We start from the raw sequence: 19,137 nt of genomic DNA on the forward strand, positions 1-19,137 counted from the left end.
TTCAGCCGGAGGTCAAAGATTATCGTTAGGTTTGCGAGCTATAACATACAGTACGGCTTCGGTCTCGACGGCACGTACGATCTGAAACGAATCGCCGACAGTCTTGCCGGCGGCGACATCATCGCGCTCCAGGAAGTCACCCGCGGCTTCGCGCGAAACCGATATCCCGACATGGTGGCTGATCTGAGCACCCTGTTCCCCGACCATTTCTGGGTCTATGGACCTGGCTGCGATTTGCATGTCGCGGAGATCGACGGCCAATCCGCGCCGCGCGGCATGCGCATGCAGTTCGGCAACATGGTCCTCTCGCGTTGGCCGATCCTGTCGACCCGCACGCTGCTTCTGCCGCGCAGCAGGACGCTCACCAAGCTCAACCTGCAACGCAGCGCCACGGAGGCCGTTATCGACCTTCCCGGCGGTGCCGTGCGCGTCTACTCGGTCCATCTCGATCACGTCTCCAGCGACGAGCGCATCCGCCAACTCGCACACCTCAATGAGCGCATCAACGCCTTCCCCCATGAAGGCGGATCGCTGACCGGCGCCCGCGAATTCGAGATCGGGGAGCTCCCGCTGCCCGAAGATTATCTCGTCATGGGCGACTTCAACATGCTGCCGGAATCGCCCGAGTACTGCGCTTTCGCGGGCCGGAAGGACGGATATTACGGCCGCACGGCACGCGTCGGCACGCCTGTTGACGCCTTCGAAGCGCTCAGCGCCTATCAGCCCGACAGCTACAGCTGGATGGATCCCGCAAATCATGGCAAGCGCATGCATCTCGATTACGTCTTCGTCAGTTCAGGCCTTGGAAGCCGGCTAAGATCCGCACGGATTGACACCTCGGCCATGGGGTCCGATCACTTCCCCGTCTGGGTCGAGATCGACAATTGAAGAAGGCGCCCCGACGAATGTGGGGCGCCTCCAATTTTCATCAGGCGCTCTTGCTCTGCTGCAACGCGCCGGGCTTCAGCATGGTTTCGACATGCGTGACCATCGTGTTGCGGGCGAAGCTGAAGACCTCGCTGCAACCGGTCATGCGAAAGCCGATCTTTTCCTGCAGCCTCAGCGACGCCGGATTGTCGGCGAAGACACCGGAATGCACGACTGTCTCGGGCATGCGCCGCGAGAAACGCTCGAGCGTGGCGGAAACCGCCTCGCTCATATAGCCGCGCCGCCAGTAATAGCGGTTCAGCCAGTAGCCGAGATGCCAGCGACCATGACGAAGCTCGATCGACACCACGCCGATATGCGCGTCATCGCCATTGGTGATCGCCATCTGCCAGCCCGGCAGCCGGCCGGCCGTCACCGGCACCAGCCAGTCGAGCGCATCCTGCCGGTCATAGGGTGCAGGCACCCGTGCCAGCATCCGCGTTACCGCGAAATCGGACAGCGATTCCGCGATCGCATCGGCATCGCTTAACCGATGCGCCCGCAGCAAAAGCCGCTCAGTCTTGATGTCGGGCTGCGAACCGGCGGTGGCGACCTGGGGTCTTGGCCTTTCCAGGCTCAGCGCACTCATAATACGCTCCCCCAGCTTCTCAGCGACATCCAGGTCTTGCGGTCGAGCCTGTACCATTCGACCGGCACGTTGCTCCCAAGCGCCAGCGACGCGGCAAGCCCCGATCCCTGGAACTGAAAACCGCACTTTTGGATGACGCGGCGCGAGGCGATGTTCATCACCCGGCAACGAGCGTCGATCTGGTCGACATCCTCGCGGGTGCGGAACACCATGTCGACGAGCGCATGGCAGGCCTCTGTCATGAAGCCCTGGTTCCAGTAGGGCTCGCCCAGCCAGTAACCGATCTCGACGGTGCGACCATCAAGATGCGGTTCGACCCCGCAGCAACCGATAAAGGCGCCGTTTTCGGCTTTGGTAATCGCATAGACGCACTTGCCAATCTCGCCATTTTTCGTGCGTCGCACGAAGTCGGCGGCATCATTGGCCGTATACGGGTGCGGCATGCGCGACACCATTGTGGCGACTTTGGCGTTGTTGGCGAGATGGGCAAGGGCGTCGATGTCTTCTTCGTGGGGCGCGCGCATGACGAGCCTTTCCGACAGTAAGACAGGGCAATCGGTCCTTAACCGCTCAGGCCGCAGCCTCTCTTCGGGAGACCTTTGGTCTCTCCGTAACAATTCGCCTTGCATGGTTCAGTCCTCCTTGAGGGTAAAGAAAAAGGGGAGATGGGTGGTGCCCCATCTCCCCTTTTGTCTTGACTGAACCTGATACGCTCAGCCGGGTCGATGAGACACCGGCTGCTATAAAGCGCTACCGGCTTATTCCGCTGCTTCCGCTTTCGGCATCACGGATACGTATACGCGGCCGTTGGCCTTCGTACGGTAGTTCACATTGCCGGCGGTGAGAGCAAAGATCGTGTGATCCTTGCCGAGGCCGACGTTGGAACCCGGGTGCCACTGCGTACCGCGTTGACGCACGATAATGTTGCCTGCGATGACGTTCTCGCCACCGAACTTCTTCACGCCAAGGCGCTTGGATTCAGAATCGCGGCCGTTGCGCGACGAACCGCCAGCTTTTTTGTGTGCCATTGGAGTTCTCCTTTAAACCTTAAGTCCCGTGATCTTACTTAGCAGCCACGATGTCCGTGATACGGACAACGGTGTGGTGCTGGCGATGGCCGCGCGAGCGCTTCGAGTTCTGACGACGGCGCTTCTTGAAGGCGATGACCTTCTTGCCGCGGTTGTGCTCGACGACTTCGGCCTTGACGGACGCGCCCTTGACGAAGGGAGCACCGATCGCGGCATCGGCGCCTTCGCCGATTACGAGGACTTCGGTGAATTCGATCGATTCGCCAGCGGTTACTTCAAGCTTCTCGATGGTCAGCACGTCGTTTGCTGCCACACGGTACTGCTTACCGCCGGTCTTGATGACTGCGAACATTTTTTATCCTTTCATGTTCGTTCCGGCTCGACCCGCATCAAACAGGTGGCCGTCTTTTTATCAGTCGATGTTAAGCAGGGATTTCAGGGCTTTTGCCCAGGAATTCTGGCTGCCGGTGATGCCCCACGCGGGCGCGGGACGGACAAGGCGCGGACTTATCCACACCTATTGGGTTGCGCAGATACGCGAGCATAAAAAAACTGTCAAGGTAAAAGGATGACAAAAGGATGAAATGGCTTGAGATTACGACTTGCCAGCCCGCCAAACTCTCGCTATGAGACAGCCCGCGCCTAACGGCGTCAACCAGACCGCGGAGAGGTGGCAGAGTGGTTGAATGTACCGCACTCGAAATGCGGCGTGCCTGCAAGGGTACCGTGGGTTCAAATCCCACCCTCTCCGCCATTCTTCCCGACCCGAATGCACAGGTAACCATCCGTACCTAAGACATAGGTGACACCCTCGCGCCGAACGGGTTGTCAGTTGTTCGCAATGTCCTCTGTTCGCGGTCGATATTCTCGAGATCAGATCACAGGACGCTGGCGCACCAAAGGCGACGTCGTCGACCCCACGTGCTTCATCAGCTCGTAATCAAACTCGCAGCTTAGCCTGTGCGGCGCTTGTCACCGAGCAACGAGTTGAATGCCCAATGGCGCAGCGCCGCCGATGATATTGAGCAAGCGGTCGATATTGGGATGGGCGCCGGGGCGGGTTTTCGCGTCGGCGGTGTGCTCGGCGAAGAGCTCGAGGGCGTAGGTTGCGGCTTGCTTGTCGAGCATGCCGAAACATTGCTGCAGATATTGGTAGATCGCGAGCGATCCCTGCTTGCCCGGCTGGTTTTCGATCGTCGCGACAATGACGCCGGCCGGGTCGGTCAGGTCTATGCGAGCAAGGCCTTCGACTGAGGGCAGCAATTGCAGATTGTCCTTGAACGAAGCCGTGGGCTGGATCATCGCGTATTCCTTTTCGCGTGGCAGGTTGGCCCAGCGTCTAGCAGCTTCGGCTCCATATCGCCATGCCCTCAGAGAGGCCGATGCCTCGCCCGCTTACCGCTTCAGCGCGCGACCGCTGCGGCTTTGTGAAATCGCCCGCGACTGCGAACGCTGCACGAGGGCCTGCTGAACCTCGGCCTGGAAAACCATCACCTGATGGCGAACTTCCGCCTCTGGCAGGCCGAGCGATTCGAGTTCGCTCGCCAAGCGCCGGCATTCGGTCTTCCAGTATTGGACGGCATCGGCACCATGCAGGCGCTCGAGTTCGGCGGCGCTGCGATCGATGTCGCCGGCGCGCGAGGCCACAGGAAAAAGGACGATTTCACTTGTGGTCATGGCCTTCAAACTCTTGCTTGTGTTTACCGACATCGATTCGTTCCGTTGTGTTCGACACCATTCCTACCGAAGCATGGTTAACGCTTTCCCCCACCATTCGACGCGTTGTGCCGGGATGGTCGTGACTTGCTAGCGTTTGCGCGAAACCGGGGGCTTTTGATCCGCCTTAAACACGGCTACACATCTTATATGTGTCAGGTGGATGGGGGATCGATTTGGTACGGAAGATGATCGCGGGGCCGGTGGCGACGGCCATCGTTCTGTTTGCGCGCGCCATAACGGCCGTGCGCGCCATTTGGACAAGCGACGGCCCGACAACGGAAAGGTGCATCTATTTCGCCAATCATTCGAGCCATGGCGATTTCATTCTGGTCTGGGCCGTTCTGCCGCCCCGCCTGCGCCGATCCACGCGTCCGGTGGCAGGTGCGGAATACTGGCTGAAGTCGGCGATCACGCGCTTCATCGGCAGCGATGTGTTCGATGCCGTGCTAATCGAGCGCGAGCGGGATAAGCGGACCAGCGATCCGATCGAGGTGATGGCGAATGCGCTGGATGCCGGCTCGTCGCTCATTCTCTTTCCGGAGGGAACCCGCAATCTGACGGAGGCACCGCTGTTGCCGTTCAAGAGCGGGCTCTTTCATCTTGCGTCAGTGCGTCCGGATATCCGCCTCGTCCCCGTCTGGATCAACAATCTCAACCGCGTCATGCCGAAGGGCGAGATCGTTCCGATCCCCTTGATCTGCACCGTCACCTTCGGGGAGCCGATGCACATGCATACCGGCGAAGACAAGCAGGCCTTTCTCGACCGGGCGCGCACGGCCCTTCTCGATCTCTCTCCAAAACAGCCAGGCGGTAGCGAATGAACACGGCCAATTCCGACCTCCTTACGCTCGTCCTCGGTATTCTCGCGGTGCTCGTCGTCGCATCCGCAGTCGGCTATGTGCTGCAGCGCCGCCTCTCGCCCGATGGGGCCAACGCCTCGATCGAGAACCTCAACGCGCGCATCAAGGCGTGGTGGGTGATGGCGATCCTGATCGGCATCGCCTTCATGATCGGCCGGGTCGGCATCCTTGTGCTTTTCGGCTTCTGCTCGTTCGCGGCGCTGCGCGAGTTCATCACGCTGACGCACACCAAACGCGCCGATCACTGGGCGCTGGCGACCGCTTTCTTCGTCGTGCTGCCGCTACAGTATTTCCTCCTCTGGACGAAGCAATACGGCATCTTCGCGATCTTCATTCCCGTCTATGCCTTCCTGCTGATGCCGATCATCTCGGTGCTGCGTGGCGACACCGAGCGCTTTCTCGATCGGATTGCGGAGGTGCAATGGGCGCTGATGATCTGCGTCTTCTGCGCCTCCCACGTGCCGGCGCTGCTGACGCTCGATATTCCGGGCTATGAGGGCCGCAATGTGCTGCTCATCGCCTTTCTCGTCATCATCGTGCAGCTGAGCGATGTGCTCCAATATGTCTGGGGCAAGCTTTTCGGCCGCACCAAGATCGCGCCGAAGCTGTCGCCCTCCAAGACCGTAGAGGGCTTTGTCGGCGGCGTTGCCAGCGCCACGCTGATTGGCGCAGGCCTCTGGTGGATCACGCCGTTCACACCCTTCCAGGCCGGGCTGCTGGCTTTCGTCATCACCATGATGGGCTTCTTCGGCGGACTGGTGATGTCGGCGATCAAGCGCGACCGCGGCGTCAAGGATTGGGGCAACCTGATCGAGGGCCATGGCGGCCTGATCGACCGGCTCGATTCCGTCGTCTTTTCCGCACCGATCTTCTTCCATCTCGTCCGCTATTGGTGGTCGGCCACATGACGACTAGGCTGCGGCGCATCGCCGGCAACAGCATCACCCATCTCGCATTCGCCTTCTGCGCCATGGGCGGCTGGGCGATGTTTGCAAACCGGGATTACCCACCGAGCCGCTTCCTGCTTGCCGGTCTCGTCCAGGGCGCATTGTCAGCCTGCCTGACGCTGTTTCTCAAGACCGCGGTCGAGCAGCTGTCACGCCGGATGAATGGAACGCAGGCCCTCTGGGCGCCGCCGCTGATCGCCTGCCTGGCATCGAGCGCCATTCTCGCAACGATCCACGCGTTGAGCGGCACGCCCGAAATTCTGAAAACAATCGCGCTGCCGCTGGCCGTTTCGACCAGCTACGCGGCGATCTACAACTATTCACTGTACCGGAAGGGGGAGCGGACATGACCGAAACAGGTGACCGCAGGCCGCTGGCGAGCCGCGACACACACTGGGCGCGCTCGACGGCGCAATGGCTGGCGTCGAAATCAATCACGCCCAATCAGATCTCGCAGGCAAGCATGATCGCGGCAGCACTCGCCGGCGGCGCCTTCTTTTTGTCGGGACAGCAAGCGGGCTGGGCGCAGGCGCCCTTCTTCGTCGCGGCTGCGCTCTTTTGCCAGCTGCGGCTGCTCTGCAATCTCTTCGATGGCATGGTCGCGGTCGAGGGCGGGAAGGGGGCGGCCGATGGGCCATTCTGGAATGAATTCCCGGACCGGGTTGCCGATATCCTGATCCTCGTCGGGGCAGGGGCGGGCATCGGGGCGCCGGGGCTCGGCTGGGCGGCGGCGGCCTTTGCTGTGCTCACCGCCTATGTCCGCGAGCTCGGCCGCGCCACCGGCCAGCCGAGCGATTTCTCCGGCCCCATGGCCAAGCAGCACCGCATGGCAACGATAACGGGCGCCGCTATTCTATCGGTGTTTCAGCCGCTCTGGGGTGGCACCAATGAAATCTTGCTTGCCGCGCTATGGCTGATCGCGGTCGGCGCCGCATTCACAGCTCTGCGTCGCGGACGCCGGCTTGTTGCGGGCTTGAAAAGCAGCGGCAGCCGGTCGTGACTGTCTTTCCGCGCCATTTCGCCGGGCGTACCGAAATTCGCGAAACTGCGCTTGCGGAAAGTTAGCGCAGCAATAAAACAGCCGCGTCGCTTCTGTTTTCCCCGAAGCGGCCTTGGACTAGCCTCGCTTCGGCGAGGCATTTTTCTTCCTATCGCCCCCTCACCGCAAAGCCGGCTATCTATAGGCCCTCTCCGAAAACACGCTCATGCCGCTGCGCACCAGAAGCTGGTGCACGAGACGCCGGCGCATCGGATTTTCAAGCCGCGCCGCCTTGGAGCCGAGAAACTCGGTTTCGACATGTTCGAAAGCGGCGAGATCGGGAGAGGCGGCAATTGCCCTGGAATATTCGGCGTGAAATGCCCGGCGGCAGACATAGGTCTTGTATTTGGTAATACAGAAGACCGCGAACTCGCCCTGCTGCTCGCGCAGGAAATCGGCGACGCCAACCGTCACCTCCGGCCATGTCGGGTTGAACGTATCGTCGAAGGCGATGATGCCATGATCGGTCAGCGTATCCGCCGCCAGATGCGTGTCGGACATGACGTGATGCAGCATGTGCCCGCCATCGATGCTGAAGAAGCGGACCGGCCCCACTTTCGCGAAGATATCCGCAGGCTTCAGAAGCGTGCTGTCGCCCTTGATCACCAGGTCTTCCAACACAGGAAGCCCGAGCCGTCGGCCGTTTTCGACAAATTGCAGATACTGCGCACTGCCCTTCGTTGCACTGTCGAGATCGAAAAGATCGATGGCAACGATTCGCTGCTCGTCACCGCAGATGCGCCGAAAGAGGAAATAGGATCGCCCGTAATAGACGCCGATCTCCGCAATCGCCCCTTCAAAACCGGCCAGAGCCTGATGCTGGAGGATCGCCAGGAACACCAGCGCATCCGGGGGATCGATGTAACCCTCGATCGTTTGAAGATCATGAAAGATAAACTTGCGAATAGCTGCATCCATGCGCGATGTTTTTCCAGATATCTTTGAAGTCTATTGAAACAGACATAACAAGACACAAAGCATAGACCATGCATGAAAGMTAAAATAAGGCAGTATCATAGGTAGCAAGATTTCCGGCCACTACCAATGGCGCCAATGATATTGTCGATCGGGAGAACCTTGATCATGCATCGCAGGCGAATAATCCTCATTCGACCGGTCTTCGATCTCGGCTAACAAAATTCGCTAATCGCGTTGGCCAGAAGATGCGGCGAAAGCGGCGTGCAGCCCACTTCGTTCTTTTTATCGCCATGTCGTTGGCCTAACTCTGGTGCTGTCCGATTCCAAATCACAGAAGGTGGTGCATGGCAGGTGAAACAGTTCTGGTCGTTGGTGGTGCAGGCTATATCGGCTCCCACACATGTCTCGATCTCGCCAACAAGGGCTTCAAGCCCGTCGTTTACGACAACTTCTCGAACGGGCACCGCGAGTTCGTCAAATGGGGCCCAGCCGAGGAAGGCGATATCAGGGATCGCGCGCGCCTCGACGAGGTTCTGGCCAAGCACAAGCCCGCAGCCATCCTGCACTTCGCGGCCCTGATCGAGGTAGGTGAATCCGTAAAGGATCCGGTCGCCTTCTACGAAAACAACGTCATCGGCACGCTGACCTTGCTGGCAGCGGCCCAGGCGGCCGGCATCAAGGCCTTCGTCTTCTCCTCCACCTGCGCGACCTATGGTCTGCCGCAGAGCGTGCCGCTGGATGAAACTCACCGGCAGGTGCCGATCAACCCCTATGGCCAGACGAAATACATCGTCGAGCAGGCGCTTGCCGATTACGACAAGTACACCGGCTTCCGCTCGGTCGTGCTGCGTTATTTCAATGCCGCCGGCGCCGATTTCGAAGGCCGTATCGGCGAGTGGCATCAGCCGGAAACCCACGCCATCCCGCTCGCGATCGATGCAGCACTCGGACGGCGCGACGGCTTCAAGGTGTTCGGCAGCGATTACGAGACCCGCGACGGAACCTGCGTGCGCGACTATATCCACGTGCTCGATCTTGCCGACGCGCATGTCCGCGCTGTCGAGCATCTGCTGCGCGGCGGCGAATCGGTTGCGCTCAATCTCGGCACCGGCACCGGCACGACGGTCAAGGAACTGCTCGGCGCGATCGAAGACGTCTCCGCCAAGCCATTCCCCGTCGAATATGTCGGCCGCCGCGAAGGCGATTCGCACACGCTGGTCGCCAACAACGACAAGGCCCGCGAAGTGCTCGGCTGGGTGCCGCAGCATGATCTCTCCCAGATCATCCGCTCGGCCTGGAACTGGCATTCGAAATCCAACCATCACTGATTGGCCAGATCGATGACGGGCAAACCGAACATTCTGCTGATCACCGCGGACCAGTGGCGCGGTGATTGTCTCTCTGCACGCAATCACGCCTGCGTCAGGACACCGAATGTCGATGCGCTGGCGGCCGAAGGCACGCTGTTTGCCCGTCATTTTGCTGGCGCCGCGCCGTGTTCGCCGGCGCGTGCCACGCTCTATACCGGCCTCTACCAGATGAACCATCGGGTTTGCCGCAACGGCTCGCCCCTCGATGGCAGGTTCGACAATATGGCACTGGCGGCACGCCGTGCCGGCTACGAGCCGACCTTGTTCGGCTACACGGATACCGCGCCCGACCCGCGCGGCATCGATACCAACGATCCGCATCTGACCACCTATGAAGGCCTGCTGCCCGGCTTCACCGCGCGGCAACTGCTTCCGGAACATGAGAAACAATGGCTGTCCTGGCTGCGATCGCGCGGCCATGATGACGCGACGAGCCGCGATATTCACATCCCCTTGGGCGCCCGACCCGGCGAAATCTCCAACGCGCCCACCGCCTATTCGAAAGACGAGACGCAGACGGCCTTCCTGACTGGCGAGTTCATTCGCTGGCTGGGCGAACAGGATAATCCGTGGTTCGCGCACATATCCTTCCTGCGTCCGCATCCGCCATTTTCAGCGCCGACGCCTTATAACGACATGTTTTCGCCCGAGGACGGGCCCGCCTTTTCCCGTGCGGCCGATCGACAGAGCGAGGAGGCATCACACCCCTATCTCGCCTACGCGATGCCGCGAAACGACAAGGGCAGCTTCATCCACGGCGCAACCGGCCCGGTCGATGACTGGAACGCCGAGGACATCGCGGCAATCCGCGCCGTCTATTATGGCATGATCGCAGAGGTGGACGCGCAGCTGGGCCGGATCTGGGCCTCGCTTAAGGATGCCGGTGCTTGGGAAAACACGGTCATCGTCTTCACGTCGGATCATGCGGAGATGGCCGGCGATCACTGGACCTTCGGCAAGGGCGGCTTCTTTGACGGGAGCTATCACATCCCTTTGGTCATTCGCGATCCGCGATCGGGCACTCGCGGCGAAACAGTCGAGCGCTTCACCAGCGCCGCCGATATCTTTCCGACGCTGTGCGAGCGCCTGAACGTCGAGCCGGAAAACGGCTTGGACGGGCAATCGCTGCTACCCTTTACCGAGGGGGAGGGCGTCGCGAACTGGCGTGATGCGGCCTTCTGGGAGTTCGATTTCCGCGACGTCGCTCACCAGCATGCCGAGCGGCAATTCGACCTGCGATCCAACGAATGCAATCTCGCCGTCGTCAGGGACGAGAATTTCAAATATGTGCATTTCGCCGGCTTGGCACCGTTGCTCTTCGATCTCAGGAACGACCCAATGGAGCTGCGAAATATCGCGGCCGACCCAGCGCACGCCTCGACACGGCTCGCCTACGCGGAAAAGCTGCTGTCGCTGCGCGCCCGCCACCTCGACCAGACCCTGGCCTACACCGAGCTGACGGAGAAAGGGCCGGTTCGACACCGGCCCTGATTGATCGTCAGGAGAACCGCCCGAGATAATCGAGCTTGCCGACCTGCGCACCCTTGTTGCGCAGGATCGCGTGCGCCATCGAGATGTGGAAATAGAAATTCGGCAGCGCGAAGCTCAAGACGTAATCGTCGCCACGAAAGACCGTTCTGTTGCCGCCGGGAGAAATGACAACCTCGCGGGTTTCGGCACCATCGAGCGTATCCGGCGAAACGGTCGCGAGATAGGCTTCCGTTTTCGCGACGCGCGCCCTGAGATCGGCGATCGTCGTTTCGTTGTCCTCGAATTTCGGCGCGTCCGTACCCGTTAGCCGTGCAATGGCAAGCTTGGCGCTATCGGTGGCCCGCTGGTACTGGCCGGAAAACGGCAGCATGTCCGGTGCCAGCCGCGTCGCGACGAGCTCCACGGGATCGATTCCCTTCTCGCTGGCGAAGGCCTCCGCCTTGTCGAGATAGTTGGTCAAGGTTGTCAGGCCGCGCTGAAATACAGGCACTGTCAGGCGATAGATTGAAATAGACATTGCGCTCTCCGCCGGGGCCGACGATCGGCCACCGTTTCCGCGATAGCATATAGTCAGGCAGCATCTCATTTTCATCGGCCGGCGCAGCATTCTCTGTGTTTTTGGAGAGCCCCATCGAGACCGCAATGCTGCACCTAACCATGGGTTGTCGCTCCAAAATAATCTCAAAAAAGGGGTGGCGTATTCCGCCAGCTTTTCTATTCTGCGCGCTTCGCATCGCCCGCCCTGGCTCTGGGAGCTGGGCTTACAGGAACTGACATGCAATTCGTATTCGACGGCCACAACGACGTTCTCCTCCGCCTCTGGACGCATGAGCGGGAGGGCGGCGATCCCATTGCCGAGTTTGCGAACGGAACGGACGCCGGCCACATCGATGCGCCTCGCGCCAAGGCAGGCGGCCTCGCCGGCGGCCTTTGCGCCATCTACATCCCGTCGGGCGATCTGGTCTTCGCCGATCCCGACAAGGATGGCCACTACGTCACCCCGCTCGCAGCCCCTCTCGACCCATTGCCATCGCTGCGGATCGCTAATGAAATGGCCGCGATCGCACTGCGCCTCGATCGCGCCGGCGCCTGGCGTCTGTGCCGCACGGTCAAGGACATCCGCAAATGCATCGACGACGGCGTCTTCGCCGCTGTCATGCATATGGAAGGCTGCGAGGCGATCGGCACGGATCTGGCCGCTCTGGAGGTCTTCTATGCCGCGGGCCTGCGCTCGCTGGGCCCGGTCTGGAGCCGGCACAACATCTTCGGCCACGGCGTTCCTTTTGCTTTCCCGATGTCGCCGGATACCGGCCTCGGCCTGACCGATGCCGGCTTCGAGCTGCTTCGGGAGTGCAACCGCATGGGCATCATGATCGACCTCGCCCACATCACCGAAAAGGGCTTCTGGGATGTAGCGAAGACGACGGACCAGCCGCTCGTCGCCAGCCACTCGAACGTCCATGCGCTGACACCTGTTGCTCGCAACCTGACCGACAAGCAGCTCGACGCGATCAAGGAAAGCCGCGGCCTCGTCGGCCTCAACTATGCGACCGCCATGCTGCGCGACGACGCCCGCTCGGACGGCGACACGCCGCTCAGCGACATGGTTCGCCATATCGACTACCTCGTCGAGCGCATCGGCATCGATTGCGTAGCGCTCGGATCGGACTTCGATGGCGCAACCATACCGGATAAAATCGGCGACGCCTCTGGCAACCAGAAGCTGATTGATGCGCTTCGGACGGCTGGATATGGTGGCGAGGATTTGAAGAAAATGGCCAGCGAAAACTGGCTTCGGATTTTGTCTTCGGCATGGGGAGAAGAGGCTGCCTGAGACTGCTGACGTGCTTTGACTAAATTCAAAAATGAACAGGGGACGAAAAATATGATGATGACCAGATTGAACCGCAGCTTCCGCGCGCTTTCCGCCGGCGCCGCTCTCTCCATCCTGATGCTGGCCGCGCCCGCCGCCTTCGCCGAGACCCCGAAGGATACCCTCGTCGAGGGCTTCGCGATCGACGACATCATCACCATGGATCCAGGCGAAGCCTTCGAGCTCTCGACCGCCGAGATGACCAGCAACACCTACAGCCTGCTCGTGCGCCTCGACATGGCCGACACGTCTAAGGTCAAGGGCGATCTCGCCGAGAGCTGGACCGTTTCGGATGACGGCCTGACCTATACGTTCAAGCTGAAGCCCGGCATGAAGTTCGCCTCCGGCAACCCGATCACCGCCGAAGACGTTGCATGGTCCTTCGAGCGCGCCGTCAAGCTCGACAAGAGCCCCGCCTTTATCATCACCCAGTTCGGCATCACGGGCGACAACGTCACCGAAAAAGCCAAGGCGACCGACGAAAACACCTTCACCTTCACGGTCGACAAGCCTTACGCGCCAAGCTTCGTCCTGAACTGCCTCACGGCAACGGTTGCTTCCGTCGTCGACAAGAAGCTGGTTCTCGACCACGTCAAGCCGGTCACCCCGTCGGCCGACTACAAGTACGACAACGATTTCGGCAACGAGTGGCTGAAGACCGGCTACGCCGGCTCCGGCGCCTTCAAGCTGCGCGAATGGCGCGCCAACGAAGTTGTCGTGCTCGAGCGCAACGACAACTACTATGGCGAAAAGGCCAAGCTCGCCCGCGTCATCTATCGCTTCATGAAGGAAAGCTCTGCGCAGCGCCTGGCGCTCGAGGCCGGTGACATCGACATCGCCCGCAACCTGGAGCCCGGCGACCTCGACGCCGTCGCCAAGAACGCCGACCTCGCCAGCGAAAGCGCGCCGAAGGGCACCGTCTACTTCATCAGCCTCAACTCCAAGAACGAGAACCTGAAGAAGCCGGAAGTCCAGGAAGCCTTCAAGTACCTGGTTGACTACGATGCGATCGGCGCCACCCTGATCAAGGGCATCGGCGAAATCCACCAGACCTTCCTGCCGAAGGGCCAGCTCGGCGCGCTCGACGAGAACCCCTACAAGTTCGACGTCGCCAAGGCCAAGGAACTGCTCGCCAAGGCAGGCCTGAAGGACGGCTTCTCGGTCACCATCGACGTGCGCAACACGCAGCCGGTAACCGGTATCGCCGAATCCATCCAGCAGTCGGTCGCCCAGGCCGGCATCAAGATGGAGATCATCCCGGGTGACGGCAAGCAGACGCTGACCAAGTTCCGCGCCCGCACGCACGACATCTACATCGGCCAGTGGGGCTCCGACTACTTCGACCCGAACTCCAACGCCGATACCTTCACCAGCAACCCGGATAACTCCGACGCCGGCACGGTGAAGACGCTCGCATGGCGCAACACGTTTGAAGCGCCTGAACTGGACAAGGAAGCCAAGGCTGCCCTGCTCGAGCGCGACAACGACAAGCGCGCGGCGATGTATCAGGACATTCAGAAGAAGTATCTGGCCAACAGCCCGTTCGTCTTCATCTTCCAGCAGACCGAAGTCGCAGGCTACCGCAAGGGCGTATCGAACTTCAAACTCGGCCCGAGCTTCGACACCAACTATGTCGGCATGATCGGCAAGGAATGATCCGGCAGGATTGATAGATTGAGCATCGTCGAAACAAAGACGGAAGCACGGCCGAAACCCGGCCGTGCTCTTCCTTTTGCGAAGGCTGTGGGCCGTTTTCTGGTCGCCGCCGTCACCACCTATCTCGGCCTTCTGGCCGTGACCTTCTTCATCGGCCGCGTCGTGCCCATCGATCCGGTGCTCGCCATTCTCGGCGACCGCGCACCCGCCCACGTGGTTGAACGCGTGCGGCGCGAAATGGGCTTCGACCTGCCGCTCTACCAGCAGTTCTATATCTACCTCAAAGGGATCCTGGCCGGCGATTTCGGCACCTCGGTGCTGACGACCAATCCCGTCATGGTCGATATCAAGCGCGTTTTCCCGGCAACGATCGAACTCGCCACCCTCGGCACCATCATCGGCTCGGTGATCGGCGTGCCGCTCGGTGTCCTCGCCGCCGTCAAGCGCGGCAGCTTCGCCGACCAGATCGTTCGCGTCATCGGCCTGATCGGCTATTCCGTGCCGATCTTCTGGCTGTCGCTGATCTCGCTGGTGATCTTTTACGCCAAGCTACGCTGGGTCGCCTTCCCCGGCCGCATCGACATCGTTTTCGAATACAGCTTCACGCCGGTCACCGGCTTCTATCTGCTCGATAGCGCCATGCAGGGGCAGTGGGACGTCTTCTATGACGTCTTCCGCCACATCATCCTGCCCGCTTCGCTGCTCGGCTATTTCTCGCTCGCCTATATCAGCCGCATGACCCGCAGCTTCATGCTGAACGAGCTTAGCCAGGAATATGTGGTTGCCGCGCGCGCCAAGGGCCTGTCGGAAACCCGGGTGATCTGGGGCCACGCGCTGCGGAACGCTGCGGTTCCTCTGGTCACCGTCATCGCGCTCTCCTATGCCGGACTGCTCGAAGGTTCGGTATTGACCGAGACGGTCTTCTCCTGGCCCGGTATCGGCCTCTACATCACCAACTCGCTGCAGAATGCCGATATGAACGCCGTGCTTGGCGGCACGATCGTCATCGGCACCGTCTTCATCGGCATCAACCTCTTGTCTGATCTTCTTTATCGGACCCTCGATCCCAGGACCCGAACCCGATGAGCATGCAAGCAAACAACACCGCAACCAATGTCAGACCGATGACCCGCCGCGAGTGGCTGCTCTCCGACCGGCCGCAATCGCGCACCCAAGCCCGCCTCGGCCGCGCCTACGTCACCTGGCGACAGTTTACCGCCAACCGATTGGCGGTCGTTGGTCTCTTCATCATCATCGCGCTGCTCGTGATGGCGGCCTTTGCCGATGTGCTGGCCACGCACTCGCCCGTCGTCGGCGATCTCCGCAACGCCCGCCTTCTGCCGCCGGGCGCCGAGGGTTATCTTCTCGGTACCGACGACCAGGGCCGTGATATCTATTCGCGCCTGATTTACGGCTCCCGCCTGACGCTGATGGTCGTCGTCCTCGTCGCCATCATCTCGGCGCCGATCGGCCTTCTGGTCGGCACGGTGTCCGGCTATGCCGGCGGCTGGGTCGATGCCATCTTGATGCGCATCACCGATATCTTCCTCGCCTTCCCGAAGCTCGTCCTGGCGCTCGCCTTCGTCGCAGCACTCGGCCCGGGCATCCAGAACGCCATCATCGCCATCGCCATCACCTCCTGGCCGCCATACGCCCGTATCGCGCGCGCCGAGACCCTGACGGTGCGGCGCTCCGATTACATCTCGGCCGTCCGCCTCATGGGCGCATCGCCGCTGCGTATCGTCGTGCGTCATGTCATGCCGCTCTGCATCTCCTCGCTGATCGTGCGCGTCACGCTCGACATGGCGGGCATCATCCTGACGGCCGCCGGCCTTGGCTTCCTCGGCCTCGGCGCCCAGCCGCCGCTGCCGGAGTGGGGCGCGATGATCGCCTCCGGCCGCCGCTTCATCCTCGACCAATGGTGGGTCGCCGCCATGCCGGGGATCGCCATCCTCGTTGTCAGCCTCGGCTTCAACCTACTTGGAGACGGCCTACGCGACGCGCTGGACCCGAAGGAGAGCGGCCAATGAGCACGCTTCTCACCGTCAAGAACCTAAAGGTCAGCTACCCCACGCGCACCGGCGTCATCGAAGCCGTGCGCGGCGTTTCCTTCACGCTTGGCAAGGAACGCCTGGGCATCGTCGGCGAATCCGGCTCCGGCAAGTCGCAGACCGGCCGCGCCATCATGGGCCTGACGCCGCCGCACGGCATCGTCACGGCCGATACGCTCGATTTCAACGGCATCGACCTTCTGTCGGCCTCGGCCAAGGAGCGCCGGCAACTGCGCGGCAAGCGCATCGCCATGGTGCTGCAGGATCCGAAATATTCGCTGGATCCGGTCATGACAATCGGCAAGCAGATCTGCGAGACGCTGAGAACGCACGAGAAGATTGGCAAGGGCGAAGCACGCGATCGCGCGATCGCCATGCTCGAAGCCGTGCAGATCCGCGAGCCGCAGCGCGTCTTCAATCTCTATCCGCATGAAGTTTCGGGCGGCATGGGCCAGCGCGCCATGATCGCCATGATGCTGATCGCCGACCCCGAATTGCTGATCGCCGACGAGCCGACCTCGGCGCTCGACGTAACCGTGCAGCTCGACGTCCTCAGGATCATGGATCGCCTGGTAGCCGAGCGCGGCATGGGCCTGATCTTCGTGTCCCACGACCTGCGCCTCGTCTCCTCCTTCTGCGACCGCGTCATCGTCATGTATGCCGGCAAGGTCGTCGAGGAGCTGAAGGCCTCCGAACTCAAGAACGCCCAGCATCCCTATACGCAAGGACTTTTGAACTGCATGCCCCAGATCGGCGAAAACAGGCATCCATTGCCGGTGCTGGACCGCAAGCCGGAGTGGGCGGCATGACAGCAGCCCTTTCCGTCGACAATGTCACCGTCATCTACGACCATTTCCACGCGCTGAAGGATGTCAGCGTCGAGATTGCCGAGGGCCAGTCCTTCGGTCTCGTCGGTGAATCCGGCTCTGGAAAATCCACTCTGCTGCGCGCTGTCGCCGGCCTTGCTCCCGTCAAAGCCGGAACCATCAAGATCCACGGTGAGCAGCTCTCGGGTTCCAAGCGCAGCAAGGCCTTCTACCGCAAGGTCCAGATGGTGTTCCAGGACCCCTACGGTTCGCTGCATCCGCGCCAGACCATCGACCGGCTGCTGCTCGAGCCGCTGGCGATCCACGGCATTTCGGACAGCGACACACGCATCGCCCGTGCGCTCGATGAGGTCGGCCTCGGCAATGGCTTCCGGTTCCGCTATCCACATCAGCTCTCCGGCGGCCAACGCCAGCGCGTCGCCATTGCCCGCGCCCTGATCGTCGAGCCGTCGATCCTGCTGCTCGACGAGCCGACTTCGGCGCTGGACGCCTCCGTGCAGGCCGAGGTGCTGAACCTTCTGGAGCAGGTGAGGCGTGACCGGAAACTGACCTTCGTCATGGTCAGCCACGATCTCGGCGTCATCACCCACATGTGCGAAAACCTCGCCGTGATGCGAGGCGGCACCGTGGTCGAACGCCTGACAGCCGAACAGCTCGCCAAGGCCGAGGTTCACGAGGACTACACGAAAAGTTTGATGGTCGCGAGCAAGGGCTTCGTGAAAGTCTGAAGCCCAATCTTTTCAAGTAATTGAAATTTTTAACAATCGGCGGACCGTTAAGAATAACGGTCCGTTAAAACACGACCAATCGACTAGACTATTGACAGTTGCCTTGCTTCTGTCATGATTGCGTTAACGGCTGTTAGCTTTCGTGATCATGGAGATAAAGATGTTCTTTCTCGGCGGCATGACCATGGGTTACTTCGCACCTCCAGCCAAGGCTGCCAAGCGGGCAGCTCCGCTGTTCAAGATGGCAAAGCGGGACCGCAAGATCGTTGCAAAGAAGAAGAGTTCCTACAAGGATAGCGCGGTGGAGCGCTCCCTGATCTGGGCCTGGCACACCATCTGTTAGACCGTCCCTTTTAGGCCGTCCAAGGCAAGACGGATTTTCTCAGCAAGCGACATCTGGTGGAATTTTATCTCTACCATTCAGATAGACTATATAAGAAACTGAGCTCTCAATAAGAGCTGAAAATAGGCGGAGGCAACACATGGCAAACTTGGGTATGTCGCATACTCACGCGGACCACTATCGTTCCGCACGCTCCAAGAAGCCGGCAACGACGCGTGGTCGTTTGCATCTGGCAGCCAATGCGGCGCTGGTCGTGGCCGCGTTCACCTTTCTCGCAGCCGTAGTCTGCGGCGTTATCGGTTAGGGCGCCGAAAACAAACCCTTTTTCACCAGGCACGGAACCAAAAAGGCACATCATCGTTATCTGGTCAGCAACGACTAAATGGAGATGGCAATGCTTTACTACGCACTCGTATTTCTTGTTGTAGCCCTGATCGCCGGCGTTTTGGGGTTCGGCGGCATCGCAGGCGCGTCAGCATCGATTGCCCAGGTACTGTTCTTCATATTCCTGGTGCTGTTTGTTGTATCGCTTGTCGCGCGGCTCATGCGCCGCGTCTAAATCCAGCATAATCAATGAAATCCGGCGTCCAAAAGGCGCCGGATTTTTCGTGCGTTCGCCACTTGCCGAAACCTCTTGACTTGAATTGTCGCAATAGTGTCCAACTTTCCCGATTGGCTTGGCGGGGAGGCGTCGTTCAATCTCACCCACCTCTTTGCCCGGCTGGTCGCAAGATCAAATCTAAATCGATTCGCATTGCCGTTCGATTGCAC

At 60.7% G+C, this 19,137-nt stretch carries 24 protein-coding genes and 1 tRNA gene; 17 read left to right on the forward strand and 8 right to left on the reverse strand.

Annotation, left to right across the window (positions count from 1 at the left end; translation table 11 throughout):
* The first annotated feature begins 21 nt into the window (after nucleotides 1-21).
* Nucleotides 22-888 (forward strand): endonuclease/exonuclease/phosphatase family protein, encoded by an 867-nt coding sequence (locus AC1DOG_RS12615; RefSeq protein ID WP_477928534.1) that lies wholly within the window; start codon nucleotides 22-24, stop codon nucleotides 886-888.
* 40 nt (nucleotides 889-928) lie between these two features.
* On the opposite strand, the gene AC1DOG_RS12620 is transcribed toward AC1DOG_RS12615, so the two are convergent.
* The 4 genes from AC1DOG_RS12620 to rplU form a co-directional block, all read right to left on the reverse strand.
* Nucleotides 929-1,516, reverse strand: coding sequence for a GNAT family N-acetyltransferase (locus AC1DOG_RS12620; protein ID WP_477928402.1), 588 nt, complete (start codon nucleotides 1,514-1,516; stop codon nucleotides 929-931).
* The gene (locus AC1DOG_RS12625; RefSeq protein WP_113009310.1) at nucleotides 1,513-2,145 is read right to left on the reverse strand and encodes a GNAT family N-acetyltransferase; all 633 of its coding nucleotides are present in this window, start codon (nucleotides 2,143-2,145) and stop codon (nucleotides 1,513-1,515) included. Before AC1DOG_RS12625 ends, AC1DOG_RS12620 begins: the two co-directional genes overlap by 4 nt.
* Nucleotides 2,146-2,274: 129 nt before the next feature.
* Entirely contained in the window at nucleotides 2,275-2,544 is a 270-nt protein-coding gene (gene rpmA, locus AC1DOG_RS12630; RefSeq protein ID WP_112429549.1) for a 50S ribosomal protein L27, read from the reverse strand.
* Between the two features lie 34 nt (nucleotides 2,545-2,578).
* Nucleotides 2,579-2,896 (reverse strand): 50S ribosomal protein L21, encoded by a 318-nt coding sequence (gene rplU, locus AC1DOG_RS12635; RefSeq protein WP_018901071.1) that lies wholly within the window; start codon nucleotides 2,894-2,896, stop codon nucleotides 2,579-2,581.
* Nucleotides 2,897-3,208: 312 nt separating this feature from the next.
* On the opposite strand from rplU, the gene AC1DOG_RS12640 reads away from it, so the two are divergent.
* A tRNA-Ser gene (locus AC1DOG_RS12640) sits at nucleotides 3,209-3,298 on the forward strand.
* Between the two features lie 218 nt (nucleotides 3,299-3,516).
* On the opposite strand, the gene AC1DOG_RS12645 is transcribed toward AC1DOG_RS12640, so the two are convergent.
* Both AC1DOG_RS12645 and AC1DOG_RS12650 read right to left on the reverse strand, forming a co-directional pair.
* Nucleotides 3,517-3,846 (reverse strand): DUF2322 family protein, encoded by a 330-nt coding sequence (locus tag AC1DOG_RS12645; RefSeq protein WP_477928404.1) that lies wholly within the window; start codon nucleotides 3,844-3,846, stop codon nucleotides 3,517-3,519.
* Between the two features lie 93 nt (nucleotides 3,847-3,939).
* On the reverse strand, nucleotides 3,940-4,254 hold the full coding sequence (locus AC1DOG_RS12650; RefSeq protein WP_018901073.1) for a DUF6074 family protein: 315 nt from the start codon (nucleotides 4,252-4,254) through the stop codon (nucleotides 3,940-3,942).
* 194 nt (nucleotides 4,255-4,448) lie between these two features.
* On the opposite strand from AC1DOG_RS12650, the gene AC1DOG_RS12655 reads away from it, so the two are divergent.
* The 4 genes from AC1DOG_RS12655 to AC1DOG_RS12670 are packed head-to-tail and all read left to right on the forward strand — an operon-like array spanning nucleotide 4,449 to nucleotide 7,070.
* Entirely contained in the window at nucleotides 4,449-5,084 is a 636-nt protein-coding gene (locus AC1DOG_RS12655; protein ID WP_477928536.1) for a lysophospholipid acyltransferase family protein, read from the forward strand.
* Nucleotides 5,081-6,031, forward strand: a complete 951-nt coding sequence (locus AC1DOG_RS12660; protein WP_477928405.1) for a phosphatidate cytidylyltransferase — start codon at nucleotides 5,081-5,083, stop codon at nucleotides 6,029-6,031. Before AC1DOG_RS12655 ends, AC1DOG_RS12660 begins: the two co-directional genes overlap by 4 nt.
* A complete protein-coding gene (locus tag AC1DOG_RS12665; protein WP_477928407.1) occupies nucleotides 6,028-6,420 on the forward strand; it encodes a hypothetical protein in 393 nt (130 codons plus the stop codon). The genes AC1DOG_RS12660 and AC1DOG_RS12665 overlap by 4 nt, the downstream gene beginning before the upstream one ends.
* A complete protein-coding gene (locus AC1DOG_RS12670; protein ID WP_477928409.1) occupies nucleotides 6,417-7,070 on the forward strand; it encodes a CDP-alcohol phosphatidyltransferase family protein in 654 nt (217 codons plus the stop codon). Before AC1DOG_RS12665 ends, AC1DOG_RS12670 begins: the two co-directional genes overlap by 4 nt.
* A gap of 174 nt (nucleotides 7,071-7,244) precedes the next feature.
* Here AC1DOG_RS12670 and AC1DOG_RS12675 read toward each other — a convergent pair whose 3' ends face one another.
* Nucleotides 7,245-8,027 (reverse strand): class I SAM-dependent methyltransferase, encoded by a 783-nt coding sequence (locus tag AC1DOG_RS12675; protein ID WP_111562706.1) that lies wholly within the window; start codon nucleotides 8,025-8,027, stop codon nucleotides 7,245-7,247.
* A gap of 344 nt (nucleotides 8,028-8,371) precedes the next feature.
* On the opposite strand from AC1DOG_RS12675, the gene galE reads away from it, so the two are divergent.
* Complete coding sequence (galE, locus tag AC1DOG_RS12680) at nucleotides 8,372-9,355, forward strand: UDP-glucose 4-epimerase GalE (protein ID WP_018901079.1); 984 nt, start codon at nucleotides 8,372-8,374, stop codon at nucleotides 9,353-9,355.
* A gap of 12 nt (nucleotides 9,356-9,367) precedes the next feature.
* Complete coding sequence (locus AC1DOG_RS12685; RefSeq protein ID WP_477928412.1) at nucleotides 9,368-10,888, forward strand: alkaline phosphatase family protein; 1,521 nt, start codon at nucleotides 9,368-9,370, stop codon at nucleotides 10,886-10,888.
* A gap of 7 nt (nucleotides 10,889-10,895) precedes the next feature.
* Here AC1DOG_RS12685 and AC1DOG_RS12690 read toward each other — a convergent pair whose 3' ends face one another.
* Nucleotides 10,896-11,405 (reverse strand): DUF1993 domain-containing protein, encoded by a 510-nt coding sequence (locus tag AC1DOG_RS12690; RefSeq protein ID WP_477928414.1) that lies wholly within the window; start codon nucleotides 11,403-11,405, stop codon nucleotides 10,896-10,898.
* A gap of 258 nt (nucleotides 11,406-11,663) precedes the next feature.
* Between AC1DOG_RS12690 and AC1DOG_RS12695 the strand changes: the two genes are divergently transcribed.
* The 9 genes from AC1DOG_RS12695 to AC1DOG_RS12735 all read left to right on the forward strand — a co-directional run bounded on the left by AC1DOG_RS12695 (nucleotide 11,664) and on the right by AC1DOG_RS12735 (nucleotide 18,925).
* Nucleotides 11,664-12,722, forward strand: coding sequence for a dipeptidase (locus AC1DOG_RS12695; protein WP_477928416.1), 1,059 nt, complete (start codon nucleotides 11,664-11,666; stop codon nucleotides 12,720-12,722).
* A gap of 51 nt (nucleotides 12,723-12,773) precedes the next feature.
* Nucleotides 12,774-14,417, forward strand: a complete 1,644-nt coding sequence (locus tag AC1DOG_RS12700; protein ID WP_477928418.1) for an ABC transporter substrate-binding protein — start codon at nucleotides 12,774-12,776, stop codon at nucleotides 14,415-14,417.
* Nucleotides 14,418-14,435: 18 nt separating this feature from the next.
* Nucleotides 14,436-15,503 carry an ABC transporter permease gene (locus tag AC1DOG_RS12705; protein ID WP_018901084.1) on the forward strand — a complete coding sequence of 356 codons (1,068 nt, stop codon included), beginning with the start codon at nucleotides 14,436-14,438 and terminating at the stop codon, nucleotides 15,501-15,503.
* Nucleotides 15,500-16,447 carry an ABC transporter permease gene (locus AC1DOG_RS12710; RefSeq protein ID WP_289730388.1) on the forward strand — a complete coding sequence of 316 codons (948 nt, stop codon included), beginning with the start codon at nucleotides 15,500-15,502 and terminating at the stop codon, nucleotides 16,445-16,447. Before AC1DOG_RS12705 ends, AC1DOG_RS12710 begins: the two co-directional genes overlap by 4 nt.
* The gene (locus tag AC1DOG_RS12715; RefSeq protein WP_477928421.1) at nucleotides 16,444-17,277 is read left to right on the forward strand and encodes an ABC transporter ATP-binding protein; all 834 of its coding nucleotides are present in this window, start codon (nucleotides 16,444-16,446) and stop codon (nucleotides 17,275-17,277) included. Before AC1DOG_RS12710 ends, AC1DOG_RS12715 begins: the two co-directional genes overlap by 4 nt.
* Entirely contained in the window at nucleotides 17,274-18,023 is a 750-nt protein-coding gene (locus tag AC1DOG_RS12720) for an ABC transporter ATP-binding protein (RefSeq protein ID WP_477928423.1), read from the forward strand. Before AC1DOG_RS12715 ends, AC1DOG_RS12720 begins: the two co-directional genes overlap by 4 nt.
* A 160-nt stretch (nucleotides 18,024-18,183) precedes the next feature.
* Nucleotides 18,184-18,366 carry a hypothetical protein gene (locus AC1DOG_RS12725; RefSeq protein WP_477928425.1) on the forward strand — a complete coding sequence of 61 codons (183 nt, stop codon included), beginning with the start codon at nucleotides 18,184-18,186 and terminating at the stop codon, nucleotides 18,364-18,366.
* 139 nt (nucleotides 18,367-18,505) lie between these two features.
* The gene (locus tag AC1DOG_RS12730; RefSeq protein WP_181459267.1) at nucleotides 18,506-18,670 is read left to right on the forward strand and encodes a hypothetical protein; all 165 of its coding nucleotides are present in this window, start codon (nucleotides 18,506-18,508) and stop codon (nucleotides 18,668-18,670) included.
* A 90-nt stretch (nucleotides 18,671-18,760) separates the two neighbouring features.
* Complete coding sequence (locus AC1DOG_RS12735) at nucleotides 18,761-18,925, forward strand: DUF1328 domain-containing protein (RefSeq protein WP_018901089.1); 165 nt, start codon at nucleotides 18,761-18,763, stop codon at nucleotides 18,923-18,925.
* Nucleotides 18,926-19,137 lie beyond the last annotated feature (212 nt).

The sequence above is a fragment of the Rhizobium sp. 01N48 genome, from assembly GCF_056399145.1.